Annotated in this window: 15 protein-coding genes; 4 read left to right on the top strand and 11 right to left on the bottom strand. The window is 62.2% G+C overall.

Annotated features, from left to right (window positions below):
- Positions 1-30 precede the first annotated feature (30 nt).
- A complete protein-coding gene (locus tag FIV38_RS05575; RefSeq protein WP_092232265.1) occupies positions 31-1,299 on the bottom strand; it encodes an autotransporter outer membrane beta-barrel domain-containing protein in 1,269 nt (422 codons plus the stop codon).
- Positions 1,300-1,574: 275 nt separating this feature from the next.
- Between FIV38_RS05575 and FIV38_RS05570 the strand changes: the two genes are divergently transcribed.
- Both FIV38_RS05570 and FIV38_RS05565 read left to right on the top strand, forming a co-directional pair.
- Positions 1,575-1,868, top strand: a complete 294-nt coding sequence (locus FIV38_RS05570; protein WP_235860955.1) for a hypothetical protein — start codon at positions 1,575-1,577, stop codon at positions 1,866-1,868.
- Positions 1,869-1,876: 8 nt separating this feature from the next.
- Positions 1,877-2,143, top strand: coding sequence for a helix-turn-helix domain-containing protein (locus tag FIV38_RS05565; protein ID WP_371128935.1), 267 nt, complete (start codon positions 1,877-1,879; stop codon positions 2,141-2,143).
- 3 nt (positions 2,144-2,146) lie between these two features.
- On the opposite strand, the gene FIV38_RS05560 is transcribed toward FIV38_RS05565, so the two are convergent.
- On the bottom strand, positions 2,147-2,977 hold the full coding sequence (locus FIV38_RS05560; protein ID WP_029290023.1) for an amino acid ABC transporter permease: 831 nt from the start codon (positions 2,975-2,977) through the stop codon (positions 2,147-2,149).
- The gene (locus FIV38_RS05555) at positions 2,974-3,795 is read right to left on the bottom strand and encodes an ABC transporter substrate-binding protein (RefSeq protein ID WP_092232262.1); all 822 of its coding nucleotides are present in this window, start codon (positions 3,793-3,795) and stop codon (positions 2,974-2,976) included. Before FIV38_RS05555 ends, FIV38_RS05560 begins: the two co-directional genes overlap by 4 nt.
- A 111-nt stretch (positions 3,796-3,906) precedes the next feature.
- Between FIV38_RS05555 and FIV38_RS05550 the strand changes: the two genes are divergently transcribed.
- The gene (locus FIV38_RS05550; RefSeq protein WP_092232259.1) at positions 3,907-4,806 is read left to right on the top strand and encodes a homocysteine S-methyltransferase family protein; all 900 of its coding nucleotides are present in this window, start codon (positions 3,907-3,909) and stop codon (positions 4,804-4,806) included.
- Positions 4,807-4,906: 100 nt separating this feature from the next.
- On the opposite strand, the gene FIV38_RS05545 is transcribed toward FIV38_RS05550, so the two are convergent.
- From FIV38_RS05545 to FIV38_RS05535, 3 genes are read right to left on the bottom strand one after another with little or no spacing between them, the layout of a single operon-like run.
- A complete protein-coding gene (locus FIV38_RS05545) occupies positions 4,907-5,578 on the bottom strand; it encodes a GNAT family N-acetyltransferase (RefSeq protein WP_092232256.1) in 672 nt (223 codons plus the stop codon).
- Positions 5,579-5,614: 36 nt separating this feature from the next.
- Positions 5,615-6,061: a GNAT family N-acetyltransferase gene (locus tag FIV38_RS05540; RefSeq protein ID WP_092232253.1), complete on the bottom strand. Its 447-nt coding sequence runs from the start codon at positions 6,059-6,061 to the stop codon at positions 5,615-5,617.
- Entirely contained in the window at positions 6,048-6,695 is a 648-nt protein-coding gene (locus FIV38_RS05535) for an FMN-binding negative transcriptional regulator (protein WP_092232250.1), read from the bottom strand. Before FIV38_RS05535 ends, FIV38_RS05540 begins: the two co-directional genes overlap by 14 nt.
- 101 nt (positions 6,696-6,796) lie before the next feature.
- Between FIV38_RS05535 and pdxR the strand changes: the two genes are divergently transcribed.
- Positions 6,797-8,323, top strand: coding sequence for a MocR-like pyridoxine biosynthesis transcription factor PdxR (gene pdxR / locus FIV38_RS05530; RefSeq protein ID WP_092232247.1), 1,527 nt, complete (start codon positions 6,797-6,799; stop codon positions 8,321-8,323).
- Between the two features lie 3 nt (positions 8,324-8,326).
- Here pdxR and FIV38_RS05525 read toward each other — a convergent pair whose 3' ends face one another.
- The 5 genes from FIV38_RS05525 to FIV38_RS05505 form a co-directional block, all read right to left on the bottom strand.
- Positions 8,327-12,946, bottom strand: coding sequence for a dermonecrotic toxin domain-containing protein (locus FIV38_RS05525; protein ID WP_092232244.1), 4,620 nt, complete (start codon positions 12,944-12,946; stop codon positions 8,327-8,329).
- A 120-nt stretch (positions 12,947-13,066) separates the two neighbouring features.
- Entirely contained in the window at positions 13,067-14,158 is a 1,092-nt protein-coding gene (locus FIV38_RS05520) for a polyamine ABC transporter substrate-binding protein (RefSeq protein WP_070996675.1), read from the bottom strand.
- Positions 14,155-15,189, bottom strand: coding sequence for a histone deacetylase family protein (locus tag FIV38_RS05515; RefSeq protein ID WP_092232241.1), 1,035 nt, complete (start codon positions 15,187-15,189; stop codon positions 14,155-14,157). The genes FIV38_RS05520 and FIV38_RS05515 overlap by 4 nt, the downstream gene beginning before the upstream one ends.
- Before the next feature lie 136 nt (positions 15,190-15,325).
- Entirely contained in the window at positions 15,326-16,318 is a 993-nt protein-coding gene (locus FIV38_RS05510) for an AraC family transcriptional regulator (protein ID WP_092232238.1), read from the bottom strand.
- A 50-nt stretch (positions 16,319-16,368) separates the two neighbouring features.
- Positions 16,369-17,346, bottom strand: coding sequence for an asparaginase (locus FIV38_RS05505; RefSeq protein ID WP_092232233.1), 978 nt, complete (start codon positions 17,344-17,346; stop codon positions 16,369-16,371).
- Positions 17,347-17,380: the final 34 nt, after the last annotated feature.

Genomic DNA, 17,380 nt, shown 5'->3' with positions numbered 1-17,380 from the left:
GGCATGTGCCCCCTTTTTTTTGCGCAAAATTCAGAAGGTCAGGGTCCATTGGCCCATGACTGCCTGGCTGGTGCTGCGGGCGCCAACGTCACCGGTGTAAGTCAGGCCGACGCTCTGCGTGGCCGACACTGCCAGCCCCAGCCCGGCCTGCAAGGCCAGGCTGTCGCGGTTCAGCGCGGTGCCCTGGATGGTGAAATCGCTGTTGAACGCGTCCTTGTCCACCCATGCGGAGGACTGGCGCACGCTGCTACCTACATCGCCGTACAGATGCTTCCAGCTCGCGCTGACGTGAGGTTTGAGGCTCATCTGGTTGTCCAGCGTGTAGAGGCTGCTCATGCGCAGGCCGAGGGTGGTGCTCAGATTCTGCTGGGTTTGCTCGCCGACGTTGAGGGCGCTCATGCCGCCTTTTTCTTTGAAGCGTTCGCGGTGGTAGCGCTGATAGCCTACGCCGGCGAACGGTTCGACGGTGAAACTGCCGTGGTCCACGCGATAGCCCAGCTCGCTGAGAAGCGTCTGGCTTTGCGCGGTGTACTTGCCCTTGAGCTGCTCCCGATAGTCGATGAAATCAAAGTCGACACTGCGTTTGTTCTGGCCGGCGTGGCTGCTATGGATCGCTCCCAGGCGCAGCGCCAGTGGCCCGTCCTCGCGCACCGCGTAAGCCCCCAGGTGCCAGCTGTCCAGCCCGGCCTTGAAGCGTTTGGCGCTCAGGTCGCTGGTGGATTTGGCGCCCACGACACCCACGCGCCAGGCAGGGTCCACGGCCCAATCGGCCCCCAGCACCAGGCCTCGGGTACGTTGCTGCAGGCCGGCGCTGCCGTGCTGCCCGCCCAGGCTGGCGCCGCTGCCCAGGCCCTGGAACCAGAAACGCCCGGGGGCATCGCCGTTCCCCTCGCGCATCACTGACAGCAGGCTGGCGTTCAGCGGGGCCAGGCTGTTCTGGGTGGCGCTGCCCAGGTTGGCGTTCTGGCTGCCGGCCAGTTGTTCAAGCACCGCGCCGAGCCTGTTGGGCGCCAGGTTGCTGAAGTAGTGGTAGTCATGGGTAATCCGCTCCAGATCGTAATCGCTCAGAACGCCTGGCTCCCACAATGCGTCTATGGCGTTGTCCAGTACCTGGGCGACGCTGCGGCCGTTGTGGGTGGTGGCGTAGTCGGCGAAATAAAAAGCGCTGGCAGGTACGGGATGTGCCTGCTCGCTGTCGCTGGGTGGCTCCATATCCCCGCGTGCGGCAACCATTGAAATACTGGCAGCGTTCAGCGCGAAGGTCATGACTATGGCAAGTCGCTTGGATGTGTAGGGCATACGGTCCCAACCTCTGATATGTGAGGCAGGGAATTTAGCGAGGTGGCCGGCGTACAACTGTCAGCGGCGGCGTGCGTAGTGCGCGGGAGATGTCTTTAGTCCGGAGCGAATGTACGCGTGCTCAATGTAGGTGAGCTGGTTTGCATTTTATTGCGTTTTTTAACCCGCTTAAACGCAATAAATGCATTTTACTGCGTAAATAAAGCGGGCTTGGCAATCGCGCATGCACTATATTGCGTAATCAAGCCTGCTTCATTCGCCGAAGGTGCATTAAATTGCCAACGGAAGCCATTCACTCCCTGATGTTGCAAATCTTTAATGCCGGCCATTGGCACGACGCAATGCGGCTGGAGTTTTCCGAGCCTCAAAAAGGTTTTGATGGACCCTGTCGGTTTCATTATCGGCAGGACTATCTCGTGGAGCACCTGGACGATATTGAACAAGGTTTTTGTTCTGCGGTGAGTGGGCGGTTTCCTCTGGAGTGGGATGTCACCTTCCTCAAGACGGCTCCTGCCTTCTTGCATGACATTGCACCGGCGGGTGCGGCGAAACGCTTCCTGCTGCGATGACTGTCAGCATGGATACACGCGCCCTGCTGATCCAGGGCATCGAGCAGGGCCTGGCCCAAGGCACCCTGCAAATCGGCGAAGCGGTACGCCGCCTTCGCGTTGAAGTCACGGGCCTGCACCAGAGCCAATTTGCCAGGATGTGCAAGATTTCCGTGCGCACGCTGGTGCATATCGAGCATGGCGAGGGCAATCAGACGCTCAAGTCGTTGAACGCTGTGTTTCGTCCGTTCGGCTTGCAGATGGGGGTGGTCAGGGTGCGCCGTTCGCTGGGCTGAAGCTTAGCCGCGTCGTACATAACCCTTGCCGTAGTGGCGCTCCATACGGGCCTGGATCAGTTCCAGGCCGATGGACAACACCCAGTAAATGATCGCCGCAGTGGTCAGCATCTCGATGTAGCGATAACTGGAGCGGCCATAGGATTGCGCCAGAAACATCACTTCCCAGACACCCATCACCGAAATCAGCGACGAGTCCTTGAGCATCGAGATGAACTGGTTAGTGGTGGGCGGAATGATCGTACGCATGGCTTGTGGCAGGGTGACATGCCAGAAGATCAGGCTGTCACGCATGCCCAGGGCCAGGGCGGCCTCTCGTTGGCCATGGGGCACGCCGAGAATACCGGCACGGAAGATCTCGCTCAGGTAAGCCCCGTAGTTGAGCGACAAGGCGATGATCCCGGCGGCGATGGCGCCCGGGACCAGGCCCAGTTGCGGCAGGCCCAGGTAGATCAACAGGATCTGGATCAGCAACGGTGTGCCGCGAAAGAACGACGCATAGAAGCTGGCAATGCCAAAGGCCACGGCGCTTTTCGACAGGCGTCCCAGCGCGGTGACAAACCCCAGCACTGACGAAGCCGCGATCGAACACAGGCACAGAAACAACGTCAGCGCTGCGCCTTGCAGGAAGCCGCTGGGCGCCAGGCTCAGGCCCAGCAGGTTGGGCAGCTTGTCGAGGATGATCGAGAACTTCAGGTCAAAGCTCAGGAAAAAACTCGCGAACAGGGCGAACAGCACCGCCCAGGTCAGGTACAGGCGGGTGCGGAAACCGAAGAGGCGTTGTAGCCGCGATTCGCTAGCCACCGGCTTGGGAGGTGGGGGAAAGGCGGTCATTGGCTGATATCGGCGCCGATCCATTTCTGCGACAGCTTGCTCAAGGTGCCGTCCTGTTTCAGCTGGGCGAAGACTTCACGCACTTTGCTGTCCCACTGCGGGTCGCCTTTCTCGATCGCCACCGAATTGGGTTCTGAGTACAGCGCTTGGCCGGCGAGCTTGAAGCGTTTGTCCTCGGTCAAGCGCGGCTGGGCGGTGACCAGGTTGGTGAGGATTGCATCCAGGCGTACCCCTGCACCCAGGCCGAGGTCCTGGAAGGCTACGTTATCGGTGTCGTAGGGCGCGATCTGCACGTCCTCGAAGGGGTACTGCAATTGCGTGTCTTCGGCGCCTTCGATCACCAGGTTTTTGTTCAGGTAGCTTTCATAGCTGGAGGCGCTGGTAAGCCCGACCCTCTTGCCGCTCAAGTCCTTGGCGCCATGAATGCGCTCGTCTTGGGCATTGACCACGATCACCGCCGGTGAGGCGTAGTACTGCACCGGAAAGTCAAATACCTCGGCGCGGGCTTTGCTCGGGGTCATCGAACAGATGCATATATCGTAACGGCCGCTCCAGCGACCGGCTGCGATCACATCCCAGGAGGGCGTTTCCAGACGCAGCTTCACGCCCAGTTTTTGCGCGACCGCCTTGGCCACATCGACGTCGAAGCCATCGAGTTGGTTCTGCTCATTGAGAAATGAGAACGGCGGGTAGCTTTCCATCAGCACGCCGACCAGTTCCTGCTTTTTCTCGATGCGCTCCAGAGTGGCACCGCCAAAGGCTTGGGTAGAGGCGGCCAGAATCGTCAGGCCGAGGGCCAGCAGCGGTGGAAATTTCACGATGAATACCAATAAAAAAGAGGTTGTTAATAACCAGAAGGTGCGTATTAAATAGTTATAAGAACGACTCTGATAGTGAGTTATTTTCATAAGCATATGAGTAAAAGGCATATGGGCTCAGTACACACAGTGATTCTCGACGGTGGCATGGGCCGCGAACTGCAGCGCCGTGGCGCGCCGTTTCGCCAGCCGGAGTGGTCTGCGCTGGCCTTGAGCGAAGCCCCGCAAGCGGTGGAAGCGGTGCACGCGGCGTATATCGAGAGCGGCGCCAATGTCATCACCAGCAACAGCTATGCGGTGGTGCCGTTCCATATCGGCGAGGCGCGGTTTGCCGCCGAAGGCCAGGCCCTGGCGGCCTTGGCGGGCGAACTCGCGCGCCGGGCGGTGGATGCCTCGGGCAAGGCGGTACGTGTGGCGGGCTCCTTGCCGCCGTTGTTTGGCTCCTATCGCCCTGACCTGTTTGAAGCCGATCGCGCCCTTGAGCTGCTGGCGCCGCTGGTAGCGGGCCTGGGGCCTCATGTCGATCTGTGGCTGGCGGAAACCCAAAGCTCCATCGTCGAAGCCCGGGCCATCCACGCCGGCCTGCCCGATGACGGCAAACCGTTTTGGCTGTCGTTTACCTTGCGCGACGAAGACGCCGATGAGGTGCCGCGCCTGCGTTCGGGCGAACCCGTGACAGACGCAGCAGAAGCGGCGGCGCAGTTGGGTGTGCAGGTGTTGTTGTTCAACTGCAGCCAGCCGGAGGTGATTGGCGCCGCGATTGACGCTGCGCGGCAGACCTTTGAGCGCCTGGGGCGCGATATCCATATCGGCGCCTACGCCAACGCCTTCCCGCCGCAACCCAAGCAAGCCACGGCCAACGATGGCCTGGACCCGCTGCGCGAAGACCTCGACCCGCCCGGTTACCTGCATTGGGCGGCTGACTGGCAGGCGCGCGGTGCCAGCCATTTGGGCGGTTGCTGCGGGATTGGCCCGGAACACATCGCAGTGTTGGCGCAAAAGCTGGCCTGACCCCAGCGCCATCCAACGAAACCCTTGTGGGTGCCTGACCCACCGCCATAGCAGCCTCGTCGAAGCTCGACAGCTTTGATCTGTACTGCCTTGAGGGGGATCAGGCCCGGCACTCTGCCAGGCTTCTCACTTGCCCGTCGGTGGTCTGGTTGGCATCGGCAAGCCACGCTTCAAACCCGGCACCCACTGTCGGCCACTCTCCATCCAAAATCGAATACCACGCCGTATCGCGGTTCTGTCCCTTGACCACCATGTGCTGGCGGAACACCCCTTCAAAACTGAAGCCCAGGCGTTCGGCTGCGTATTTGGAGCGGGCATTGGCGTTGTTGCACTTCCATTCCAGGCGGCGGTAGCCCAGTTCAAAGGAATGCCTGGCCAGCAGGTACACCGCTTCGGTGCTTTTCGGTGAACGCTGCATCGGGGCGCCAAAGGTGACGTGGCCGATTTCGATGCGGCCCTGGGCCGGGACGATGGACATCAGGCTCAGAATCCCTTGTACCTCGCCGCTGGCACGGTCGATCACGCTGAAAAAGTACGGGTCGCTGTTGAGCGCGTGATTGTTCAGCCAGGCATCGAAGGCCGCGCGCTCGAGAAATGGGCCGTATGGCAAATAGTCCCAAAGCTTGGGGTCGGCGCCCGGGCCTTGCAGGGCTTGCCACAGGCCATCGGCGTGGCGAGGTGGATCGAGTTTTTCCAGGCGAATGAAACGCCCCTCGATCAGTTGAGTGCTGGGCGCCGCGACGCCTTTCCAGTCTGCAAGTGAAGTCGACATGCTGTTCTCCAGGGGAGTTGTATTGAGGCCTTGGGTTCAGAGGCCTTTACGAAACTGGATAAAACCAGGGCGCTCAGCAATACGTTCGTATAACGCAATCGCCGTGGCATTGCTCTCATGGGTCAACCAGTGGACCTTGCAGCAACCATCGGCCTTGGCGGTGGTGTAGACGAATTCGATCAGTTTGCGGCCGATCCCACTGCCGCGTTGCGCCGGTTCTACCAGCAAATCCTGCAGGTAGCAGGAGTTCTCGATGCTCCAGTTGGAGCGATGGTAGATGAAATTGACCATGCCCAGCGCCTTGCCATCCTGCCAGGCCAGGGCCGAGTGCGTCGGCTCGTTGGGGTCGATCAGGCGTTGCCAGGTGCTGGCGCTGACCGTGTCTGGCAGCTCGGTGTTGTAGAAACGCAGGTACGCCTGCCACAGCGGCAACCAGGCGGCATGATCGGCTGCGCTGACCGGGCGGATTTCAATCGGGTGCATGGGGGGCTCCTTGGGGGATGAAGCGGGCGAGGGTCTGGTCGCGTACATCGGGGCTGGCGGCCAGCCCGTCACGCACGCCGGCAATGTCTGCTGCGCTGCGGTTCTGGCTGAGTTTGCGCTTGCCCAGCAAACGCTCGATGGGCAGGGCGAAACCGACGATGGCCTTGAGCATGCCTTGAATGTAATCGTCCGGCGCGTCGCTGACTTTCCAAGGCTGCGCGCGCGCCGATTCATGGCGGTCGGTCAGGGCGCTGACCAGTGCCAGCAGGCGCTCGGTGTCGGTGAACACATCGGCCTGGCCGTAGGCATGCACCGCGAGGTAATTCCAGGTCGGCACCACTTTGCCGTGTTCCGCCTTGGCCGGGTAAAAGCTCGGGCTGACATAGGCCTCGGCACTGGCAAAAATCACCAGGGCCTGGCTGCCGCTCTGCAGGTCCTGCCATTGCCGGTTGGCCTTGGCCAGGTGCCCGTAGAGGGTGCCATGGGGGCCCTCGTCGGGCTTGAGCAGCAGCGGTAGGTGGCTGGCTTGCAGGCCTTGTTCGCCAACGGTCACCAACTGGGCCAAGCGCGTGTGTTGGATCAATTGGTGCAGTTCAGGCAAATCGTCGAAGGCAAAGGCGCGGGGTGTGTACATGGAGATTTTCCTTGGCGAATGCCAGCATCCTAGGCAGGCTAATGGTTCGTTGTAAGAGCCATCTTGTGCTCATTTCATAGGACCAATGCCGGAGCTGCCACATGCCGCCCATCGAGCCCCCGCTGTCTTTCAACCCGGCAGGCATTGAGCTGGACCGCCGGCAGGGCCTGACGCGCCAGCTTTACCTGGCCTTGCGCCAGCGCATCCTCGATGCGCGCCTGGTCAGCGGTACGCGGCTGCCAGCCAGCCGTGACCTGGCGGTGGCGCTGGGGATTTCCCGCAACAGCGTGGTGCGCGCCTACGATCAGCTGTATGCCGAAGGTTTTATCGAGGGCCGGGTAGGGGATGGGACGTATGTGGCGCAGTTGCCGGAAAAATTATCCACAAAACTGTCCACAGGGTTTTCAACAGGCTTATCCCCAGCCTTATCCACAATTGATGCCGATCCGGCGGCAAATTCTCGCAAAAAAGTTATCCACAGCCCGGCTTTGGATCGTTTGCAAACCCATCATTTACCCCTGCCTCCCAGTGGACCGCCCCGGGCTTTTCGGGTGGGCGTGCCGGCATTTGACCTGTTCCCTTTTGACGTGTGGGCCAAGCTGAATGCGGCTTTCTGGCGCAAGCCGGACTTGCAGCAACTGTGCTATGGCGACCCGGCCGGCGATGAGCGCCTGCGGGGCTTGATTGCCGCCTACTTGCGCAACGCCCGGGGCCTGCAGTGCAGCGCTGCACAAATAGTGATCACCAGTGGCGCGCAACAGGCAATCAGCCTTTGTGCACAGTTGCTGGTGCGGCCGGGAGATGGCGTAGCGATTGAAAATCCCGGCTACCGCGCCGCCGGTCACGCCTTCGCCATTGCTGGCGCACAGATGCAGGGTGTGACGGTGGATGCAGAAGGTATCGACTGCACCGCGCTGGGGGCCAATCGTGTGGTCTACGTCACGCCCTCCCATCAATACCCGCTGGGGGTGGTCATGAGTCTGGCGCGGCGCCTGGAGTTGCTGGCCTGGTCCGAGCGCAGCGACGGTTGGATCGTCGAGGATGATTACGACGGCGAATACCGCTACAGCGGCGCCCCCCTGGCGCCCTTGGCCGCGCTGGATCGCAGTGGTCGGGTGCTGTACGTCGGCACCTTTGGCAAGGTTGCGTTTCCGGCGTTGCGCCTGGGCTATCTGGTATTGCCGCCGGGGCTGGTGGACGCGTTCGCCCGGCGCCGTGCGGTGGACGTGCGCCATTCGGAAGTCAGCACCCAGGCAGTCATGGCTGAATTTATGGCCAGCGGGCATTTCCAGCGACATATCCGGCGCATGCGCCGTGCTGCGTTGAGTCGGCGCAATGCCCTGTTGGCGGGCTGGCCGCAGGGTGTGCCCGGCATGGGCAGCCTGCCCGTTGTCACGGCGGGGCTGCACCTGACCGTGCGGGTGGACAGCCTGGCGCGGGAGCGGGAATTGCTGGACCTGGCCGCCAAAGCCGATGTCGAAATCAACGGCTTGAGCAGCTATTGGTTGCCCGACTCCCTTGAGCCGCAGGACCAGCGTGCCGGCCTGGTGCTGGGTTTTGCCGCCGTGCCCGAAGAGGCCATCACCCAGGCCCTGGCGCGGTTGCGCAAGGCCTGGCGGGCCGACTGAGGGTCAGGTGTTGAAAAACAGCTTGTTGGCCAATGGCAGGCGGATTTCGCTGCGATAAATCGCGATCTGGTCACGGTCATTGCTACTCGTGGCCTGGAAGGCGCCGCCGAGTTTCTGCTGCTCACGGGTCTTCAGATGCCCGGCGGTATAGTCAGGCAGCGCTGCTTGCGGTGACCCGTAGTGAAAGTGCGCGTACCACAGCACCTCGTGGGTTTGATGGTCACGTACCTCGTATTCGTCCAGGTAGTTCTTGCCCGGTCCTTTGAGGCGCCGGCGGTTGACGACCTTGGCAATTTCCACCAGCCCCTTGTCGTACAGCCATTCGACTCGGGCGGCCGTGGGCGGTTGTTGCTTGGTCATGCTGATGCGCGTCTGTGTGCCCTGTTCGTAAAGGCGCTCGGCCGTGTCGTTGAGTTGCTTGTTGAGGGTGGCAGCGGAAGGGCGGTCACTTTCGGTCAGATTGAGCTCGGTGAGCGCCTGCTCAATCGTGCTGATCGCACGCTCCATGCGGGCGGCATACTGGTGGAACATCTCTTCGATTTCCACCGGGATCCGCCCGGCTTTTTTTGAGTGGGAGATGATGCGCTGGGTCGCCCCGGGCTCGCCTTCGAGCACGCTTTTGCCCGCGTTGATACTGACGCCCAGGTCCACCGCCGGAGGCGGCCGCGAGGTGCTGGCCTGCTGCTCGCGCTCGACCCAGACCCCCGGGTTTTTTTCGTGGAAGGTGGCAATCACCTTGCCCGTCATGGGTTCCTTCACGTCCACCAGATCGCTTTGGGTTTCCCGAGGCTCGCCCACCACCACGCCGTCGAAGCGGGTCTTGATGATTTTCTTTTTCGGCGTTTGCACAACCTTGGCGGCCTCGGGCTTGGGTTCCAGGGCTTTTCTTTCGCGCAAGCATTGCGCCAGATTCTGCTCCGCGCGCCGGGCGAACTCGTCGATGTGCTGGCGCAGGCTCTCCAGCGGCTCGCGCAGCACCTGCTCCGGGTGCTCGGCGTGCAGGTCCAGCAAGCGCTGGTCGTTGATCGCAAACTGGTCGAGCAGGCTGTTGAGCGCTTCGATGCGCTCATCCAGGGAGCTTTCACTGATGGTGCTGGTCATTTCGATCAGGCTCTGGATGTGAACGTCCGCCGCCTCGCTGATGTCATGCAGGCGCGCGCGCGCATCGACAAAGGCCTCGCCCTTGCCTTCCTTGATGCACAGGTAGCGCTGCAGGGTGATGTTGTAAGCCTTCAGGTCCGGCAGGGCGAGGTTGGGCAGCGCCTGCATCGTGGCCTGGATCACCCTGGCGCCTTCGATCCCGAGGTTTTCCAGTTGGCGAAAACGGGTGTCGATGTATTCCAGGCGCTGGATCATATCCACGGTCAAGGTCGACATGGCCTGTGCCTGCGCGGCTTGCTCCCTGGGGTTGGGCGCTCCCTCGGTCTCTATCGCGGTCAAGGTCGAGGACAGCAGGGCGCGAAACGGCTCCAGGCGTTCGGCGATGACGGAGCGGGTCAGCAGCACCTGCTTGTTCAGGTAATCGATCATGTAGCCCTGATAATTGGGCACGGTGTCGATAATGTTCAGGGACCGCAGTTGACGGATCGGGACCTCGTATTCGGCCCTGCGCTCGTCGGCCTTTTCGATGAAGGACTCGCGGCGTTCCCCGGTGGAAGGGCCCGCTCCGGTGCCGATCTCGGCGTAGGCAGCAGAGATCTGCGATTGGCGGAGATTTTCAGTGGCGTCGAAGCGATTGAGTTTGTCCTTCAGGTCGCTGATGCGCGAAGGTTTTTCGGCCTGGGCGGCGCGTCGGCGGTTCCTGAAGCCACCCCCGCGCAGGCGCAGGCGGGTATCGATAAACCACTGGCCGGCCAGGTTGGACTGCAGCAAGGGGCCGGTGCGCGAAGGCGTGTTGGGGTCGATGATCACCACGTTGGAATGGCTGTCGACGTTGACTTCGAACCAGCGCTCTGCCACCGGCGCATACCACTTTTCCCCCTGCGGATAGAGGTGCAGGTGCAGGCCCGGCGTCTTGTTCTGGGCGCCCAGCCCTGTGGGCCTGCTGACTTTGAAACCGTCGAGCGTCGCGGCCAGCCTTGTGGGAAGGCTGTTCAGGGCACCGCTGGTGTACAGCGTGTCTTGATGCCGCGCCTGCCGCTCGGGTTCGCTGAGGTTGGGCTGTTTCACCACTACCACCTTGCGAACCGGTGTGGCGGGTTCTTCGACCGGTACCGGTGGCGTTGCCGGTAGACGTTTGAGGGGTTCGACCTGCTTGGGCGGATGGCGCAGGGCGACGTGCAGGATCAGCGCCATACCCAGGTTCAGCAACAGATCGGCCTCGGCAGCCCAGGAGGCCTGCGGGTCGTCGAGCTCCTGGGCCTGCTCGATGGTCTGCAAGTCGTCCATGATTTGCCAGATCCACGCGGCGATTCCCAGCGTGCGCCCGAAAAAAGGCAACACCGCGCTGAAAATCTGCCAGGCCGCCTGGCGGTAGGACGCCCAGCGTTTCTGCACATTGGACACCGATTGCCGGGTCGCCAGTTCGACCAGCGCGTTGGCATTGGCGGTGAATAGCGTGTGCAGGGTGTCATTGCCCAGCACCTCATCGCTCAAGGCGATGGGGCCACTCATATACAACAGGGTCTGCGACTCGATCAGCCCCCTCACCACCGTCCAGGGCGAGGGCAATTTATAGGGGAACACGTATTGGGCGTAGTTGAAGCGTGCGCCCTCCGGTAGCCAGGCCAGTACCGATTCGCGCAGGTTGTGGTCATGTTTGATGGCGTAAAGCAGGTTTTGCCGGGACGGGAATTGAATCAGCGACGGGTTCAGCAACGGCCGGTACAGCAGGCAGGGGCCACGCGTGTGATCACGGGGGCCGATCACAAACATGTTGGCGACGACATCCTGTTTGGGTGTGGGGCGCAGTGTCGGCACAAAGCCCAGCGCCCGGATGACGATCTCTTGCCCTTCGACCTTGCGCTCATGTGGCTCCACCTGCATGGCTGCGGCGACGTAGCGAAAGCCCTGGCCGTCGATGCCGTGCTTGTGCTGAACCTTCCACTGCAGGGCCTGCAGGGGTAATTGCACCTGCAGGTGCATGGCGTACAGGGTCTGTCGGCGCTTGGATTCCAGGGGGTCATCCAGCAGCTTCTGTTTGATCAATGCCGGGTAGTGCTTGCCGATGTCGAGGTCTTCGATCACGCCCTTGAGGTAGCTATAGGACAGCCACGTGGGTGCCTGGCTGCCTTTGTAGAGCACACGGGCCTGGCCGGTGGGAAGGCCGGCAAGGTTTTCCAGCGCCAGGTCTATCAGGCCGCGGCGGGTAATGGTGTTGGGGCCTGGCACGACAAAGGTGCCCCACACTTGCGGGCTTTCGATGATGATCTCGATGTCGTCCACCTCAAGATGGGCACCCTCTCGATGGGCCTGAATGCGGTCCTGCAACTGTTGCCGGGCGTAGGTGCGGATTGGCGCAATGCCGTCGTTGAACAACCGGCCATGGTTATGGCTGTGCAGTTCGGCCAGGTCCACCAACAGGCGGCTGTAAAGGGATACGTCGAGGTCAGAAGCATCAGCCAGCCAAGGTGGAATACGCTCATGGATGTGGCGGATATTGGACAGTTCGTGATCGCTCAACTCTTCAATGCCCGGCAGGATGCGGGCGATGATCGGGCTTGGCTCACCATCGTCTGCGCTGCCCGGCGAATCGGTGTCGACCAAAGCGCCAATCACCCCGATCTGCATGGCGATCAAGGCACAGGCCTGGTTGTCGAAATAGTTTGCCGGGGGTTCGTACAACCGCCAGTGCAAGGACAGGTCCGGGTGGGTGCGGGACAGTGTGGCGGGTAGGGCTTGCTCCAGTTGTTCGAGGGAGTCGAACCGTTGATAACCTTGCGCCAGCGAGTGCATCAGAATCAGAGGGCGTTGCTCATGCTCGCCGATCAGCACCGCCGTGCCCGAAAGGCCGAGGTGGCATGTCTGCCCGTTACTCAGGGTATCGATGTCGATCAGGTAGGCGCGGGATTTGTACGGATCTTGAGCGGTGCGTGTGGCGTGCTCGGGGTACTGGAAAAATATTCTGGCCATCGCGCATTCCTGCGCGCTCCAGCCTTCATGCTCGGTGACGCTCCAGACTCTGCGCAACATGTTGGAGAAGGCTTTCCAGCGTGGGCCTGTACCGGTGTTGGAGGTATTCCAGTAGTCCAGTTGCTGCTCTTGAAAGGCACTGAACAACAGGCTGGACAGCTCGTTTATCAGGCGTGCGATGGCATCGATTTTCACCGGCAGGTGAACGGGTGGCTGTGCCGAAGGGTCCAGCGTGAGGAAATGCTCGCCGTCGATGTAGTCCACCGGTTCGGGCGACAACGCCTGGCGCGCCAGAATGCTGGTCAACGACTCGCAAAGGGGCGCAAGCGGCTGCATGTCGCTGACGGTAATACGCCAGCGGGGGGTGACCACCACCGCCAGGTCCGGGTCGATATCCAGCAGCGGGTATTGCTCCTTGAGCGCCGAGCGCAAGGTGGCGGCGGCAACGTCCCGGCTCGAAGGGCCGGTCGTCAGTTGAGTGAGCAGGTCGTAGGTACTGGGGGGGCGATTGTTCGCGTTGCTCTGGTTAGCGGTAGGGGATTGATTGGGCATCTTCAGCTCCTTGATGGTGGACAGACCTTCAGAGACGCAAGGTACTGACCGCAGGCGCTGCGATGACGGTAGATAGTTGCGGCCCACCCCGGTTCGGCGGTGGGCGGCAAGGGGGCAACCTCAGGTGCCGGACTTGATCCGCGTCCAGGCGCGGGTCCTGGCGCGTTCTGCCTTGCTGTCCAGGGGCTTGAGGGTATAGAGCGTCGCCATGGCGGCTTCGGTGGGGTACAGGTTGGGGTTGTTGCGTATGGCCGGGGCAACCTGCGCGGTGGCGTCCTTGTTGGGGTTGGGGTAACCGACAAAGTCACTGATGGGCGCAATCACCTGGGGCTGTAGCAGGTAGTTGATAAAGGTGTAGGCGTCCTGCGGATTCTTCGCCCCCTTGGGAATGGCAAGCATGTCGAACCAGATCGGCGCGCCTTCCTTGGGCAGGCGCATGTCGACGGTCACGCCATTGTTGGCTTCCTTGGCGCGGTTGGCGGCCTGGGAAAAGCTGCCGGAATAACCGACCGCCACGCAGATGTCGCCGTTGGCGATATCGGCCATGTACTTGGATGAATGAAAGTAGGTGATGTACGGGCGGATCTCGAGCAGCAGGGCCTGGGCTTTTTCATAGTCCGCAGGCTTGTTGCTGTTGGGGTCCAGGCCCAGGTGCTGCAGGGCCAGTGGCAGGATCTCGGACGGCGAGTCCAGCAGGGCGACGCCGCACTGCTTGAGTTTGCTGATGTTCTCTTGCTTGAAGATCAGGTCCCAGCTGTCCACCGGTGCATCGGCGCCCAGGGCGGCCTTGACCTTGTCCGGGTTGAAGCCGATGAGGATGGTGCCGTACATGTAGGGCACCGCGTGTTTGTTGCCGGGATCGTTGGCCTCGATCAGCTTCATCAGCTTGGGATCGAGGTGGTTCCAGTTGGGCAACTGGCTGCGATCCAGGGGCTGGAACACCCCGGCCTCGATCTGCTTGGCCAGAAACACATTGGACGGCACCACCACGTCATACCCGGAGTTGCCAGTCAGCAGCTTGGCTTCCAGGGCTTCGTTGGTGTCGAAGATGTCGTACACCAGTTTGATCGCCGGGTTCTGCGCCTTGAACTCTTCCAGGGCCTTGGGCGTGATGTAGTCGAACCAGTTGTAGACCCGCAGGGTTTTTTCGTCGGCGTGGGCGGCGGTGCTGAACACGGCAGCGCAGAGCATAAGCGACTTGAGCATGTTCATTGGGCTGCCCCCTCAAAACCTTCGAGCACGTTGACGGCGTTGATGCCGATTTCTGCCACTGCGTAGCCGCCTTCCATCACAAACAGCGTCGGCTTGCCCAGGCGCGCGATACGCGCGCCCATGGCCAGGTAGTCCGGGCTGTCGAGCAAAAATTGCGAGATGGGATCGTCCTTGAACGTGTCCACGCCCAGGGACACCACGATGATCTCGGCGCCATAGCTCTCGATCTTGCGGCAGGCCTGTTCCAGCGCAGCGCTCCAGGTGTCCCAGGCGGAACCGGCCGGCAGCGGGTAATTGAAGTTGAAACCCTCGCCGGCACCTTCGCCCAACTCATCGGCATACCCGAGGAAGAACGGAAACTCGGCCTGCGGATCTCCATGGATCGAAGTGAACAGCACATCGCTGCGCGCGTAGAAGATCGACTGGGTGCCGTTGCCATGGTGGTAATCCACATCGAGGATCGCGACCTTTTTACAGCCCTGGTCGATAAAGGCCTGGGCGGCGATGGCGGCGTTGTTGAGGTAGCAATAACCGCCCATCAAGTCGCCGGCGGCGTGATGCCCTGGCGGTCGGCACAAAGCAAAGGCGCTGTGGGCGCCCTGTTGGATCGCCTGTTGCGCCGTCAGTGCGACCTGCGCCGCGCTGTAGGCCGCTTGCCAGGTACCGGCGGTAATCGGCGCGCCGCCGTCGAAGCTGTAATAGCCCAGTTGGCCGTGCAGGCTGGTGGGCAGCACGCGGCGCAAGGTGCGGGCGGGCCAGGTGTAGGGCAGCAGGTCGCCGTCCTGGCGCATTTCTACCCAGCGGGCCCACGCGCCCTGGAAGAAGTCGAGGTAGTCGCGGCTGTGGATGCGTTGCAATGGCGCCAGGCCAAAGTCCTGGGGCGCTTGCACCGGGCCCAGTTCACGGTCCTTGACCCGTTGCAGCACGTGATCGGCGCGCGAGGGCATTTCAAAGCAGGGCATCAATTGCCCGTCCATCAATTCGCAACGGCCGTGGTGCAGGTGGTGATCGTCCGAGTAGATCGTCAGCATTTTTGTTGTGCTCCGCAGGCTGCTTGGGATGCCTTGCAGTGTTGCGGGGTACACCGGTTTGGAGAACGGCAGGAGCGGCCAAAAGGGGATAAATATGGCCAGATTATCTGTCCGTAATTCGCCCCTCCATGGAGCGTCATGCTCGAAATTGGCTCGGCGCCACGCCGCTCCAGCGTACAAAGGCATGCCGGAAGCTCGCGGTCTCGCTGAAACCCAACTGCTCGGCGATTCGGTAGATCGGCCACTGGTCTTGCGCCAACAGTTGCTTGGCGCGCTCAAAGCGCAGTTCGTCCAGCAGCTCCTGATAGCTGCAGCCCAGGTCGTGCAGGCGCCGGCGCAGGGTGCGCGGCGAACAGTTCATCTGCTGGGCCAGGCCATCGAGCCCCGGTGCGGCGTGCAGTTGTGCCGTGAGCAATTGGCGGACCCGCCCCAGCCAGGCCTCGCGCCCGGTGAATTCGGTGTTCTGTTTGCGGCAGCGCTCGGCCATGGCCCGGTGGGTCACGGTGTCGGCCAGGGGCAAAGGTTGGGCGAGCCAGCGCTGGTCAAAAGCGAACGCATTGGTCGTGGCCTGGAACTGCAAACGGCAGTCGAAGCACTCGGCGTAGCGCGCCTGGTAATCCGGCGCGGCATGCTCAAAGCGTGCACCCAACAAGGGCAGCGGGTGACCGAGCAGGTCGTCGCAGATCACCTTCAACGACCCCAGGCACAGCTCCACATTGAACGCGGTCAGCGCCGGGCTCTCTCGGTAATCGCTGGCGGTGAACCAGATACGCTCGCCGTCTTCCACAAGGCTCAGTTCGAACAGTGTTCCCAACAGCGCCGGATAACGCAGGGCCAGGCGCAAAGCGTCACCGAAAGTGGCACTGGTGAGCAGGGCATAGCCGAGCATGCCGTAGGCCGATACGTGCATGCGCCGTCCCACGATCAGCCCGATATCGCGCTGCAAGGCCACCGCATTGGCGCACACCTGCATCTCCTGGTGCGTGGCGATGCGTGTGTCGGCGCGGCTCAAGTCCGCCGCACAGATACCGCTGCCGGCCAGCAGCGCTTCGGCGGGCAAGCCTTCGGCCTTGAAGGTGCTGAGCACCAGGGAAACGGCATTGAGGGTGGTGAGGTGGGAGTGCAGCATGGGAACTTCCAGCCAGGGGATGGCTGGAAGTGGAGCAAGTTATATGCCGCTCAGCGCAGTTCGCCGCACAGGTCCAGTTCGACCAGGCGCCGCACTTCGTCGTTGGGCAGCCCGGCGCCGAGCAGGGCTTGCAGCTTGCCGAACGCGGCTTCGCGGGTCATGCCGCCACCGGACAACACTCCGACGCCACGCAAGCGGCTGCCCGCTTCATACACGTCCAGTTCCACGCCACCTTCATGGCATTGGGTGATTGCGACGACCACGACGTGCCGATCCTGCGCACGCTGCAGGCTGGCGAGGAACGCCGGGTTATCGCTCGGCCCGGTGCCACTGCCAAAGCATTCCAGCACCAGCGCCTGGATGCCGCTGTCCACCAATGCATCCAGTTGCCCGGCATCAATGCCCGGCACCAGCGGTAGTACGCCGACATTGGCCAGGGCCTTGGGCTGGCGGTAGTCCAGGGCGGCGGGCAACGCCTGGGCCTTGGCCACGCCACCGTTGCGCTGCAACGCGGCAAACGGATGCCGGCCAAAACTGCGGATCTTCGCGCAACGGGTCGGCGCCATCAGGGCGCCGTGGAAGTACAGGTGCACACCCGGTGCCAGGCCTTCGCCCAAGGCCGCCAGGGCGCCGCTGACGTTTTCCCAGGCATCGCTGTCGGGCACGCCGGCTGGCAGCATCGAGCCGGTGAACACCACCGGCGCCGGCAGGCCCAGCAGTTGGAAGCTCATGGCCGCCGCGCTGTAGGCCAGGGTGTCAGTGCCATGCAGGATCAGTACGGCGTCGCAGCCTTCGTCCACGGCTTCGACCACGGCGCTGTGCAGGCGCTGCCAGTAGGCGGGCGTCATATTGGCGCTGTCGATCAGCGGCGCCATTTCCCTGAAACGCCAAGTGGGCGCTGGCAGGTGGGCAAGTTGTTCGCGCATGCGCGCTTCAAAACCCGAAGCGGGCGCCAGGCCGTTGGCGCTGGCCTGCATGCCGATGGTGCCGCCGGTGTAGAGCACCATGATGTGATTGGCTTTGGACATCGAAGAATCTCCTGAACGAAAAACGCCGCCGGGC

The organism is Pseudomonas proteolytica (genome assembly GCF_007858275.1).
GTDB classification, from domain to species: domain Bacteria; phylum Pseudomonadota; class Gammaproteobacteria; order Pseudomonadales; family Pseudomonadaceae; genus Aquipseudomonas; species Aquipseudomonas proteolytica.
This window is presented reverse-complemented; position numbering and strand designations above follow the sequence as displayed.

Bases quoted from the DNA above. Each gene is read 5' to 3' on its own strand.
- FIV38_RS05510 (WP_092232238.1), bottom strand. From the start codon at position 16,318: ATGCTGCACTCCCACCTCACCACCCTCAATGCCGTTTCCCTGGTGCTC.
- FIV38_RS05560 (WP_029290023.1), bottom strand. From the start codon at position 2,977: ATGACCGCCTTTCCCCCACCTCCCAAGCCGGTGGCTAGCGAATCGCGG.
- FIV38_RS05575 (WP_092232265.1), bottom strand. From the start codon at position 1,299: ATGCCCTACACATCCAAGCGACTTGCCATAGTCATGACCTTCGCGCTG.
- FIV38_RS05525 (WP_092232244.1), bottom strand. From the start codon at position 12,946: ATGCCCAATCAATCCCCTACCGCTAACCAGAGCAACGCGAACAATCGC.
- FIV38_RS05505 (WP_092232233.1), bottom strand. From the start codon at position 17,346: ATGTCCAAAGCCAATCACATCATGGTGCTCTACACCGGCGGCACCATC.
- FIV38_RS05515 (WP_092232241.1), bottom strand. From the start codon at position 15,189: ATGCTGACGATCTACTCGGACGATCACCACCTGCACCACGGCCGTTGC.
- FIV38_RS05545 (WP_092232256.1), bottom strand. From the start codon at position 5,578: ATGTCGACTTCACTTGCAGACTGGAAAGGCGTCGCGGCGCCCAGCACT.
- FIV38_RS05520 (WP_070996675.1), bottom strand. From the start codon at position 14,158: ATGAACATGCTCAAGTCGCTTATGCTCTGCGCTGCCGTGTTCAGCACC.
- FIV38_RS05535 (WP_092232250.1), bottom strand. From the start codon at position 6,695: ATGTACACACCCCGCGCCTTTGCCTTCGACGATTTGCCTGAACTGCAC.
- pdxR (WP_092232247.1), top strand. From the start codon at position 6,797: ATGCCGCCCATCGAGCCCCCGCTGTCTTTCAACCCGGCAGGCATTGAG.
- FIV38_RS05565 (WP_371128935.1), top strand. From the start codon at position 1,877: ATGGATACACGCGCCCTGCTGATCCAGGGCATCGAGCAGGGCCTGGCC.
- FIV38_RS05540 (WP_092232253.1), bottom strand. From the start codon at position 6,061: ATGCACCCGATTGAAATCCGCCCGGTCAGCGCAGCCGATCATGCCGCC.
- FIV38_RS05550 (WP_092232259.1), top strand. From the start codon at position 3,907: ATGGGCTCAGTACACACAGTGATTCTCGACGGTGGCATGGGCCGCGAA.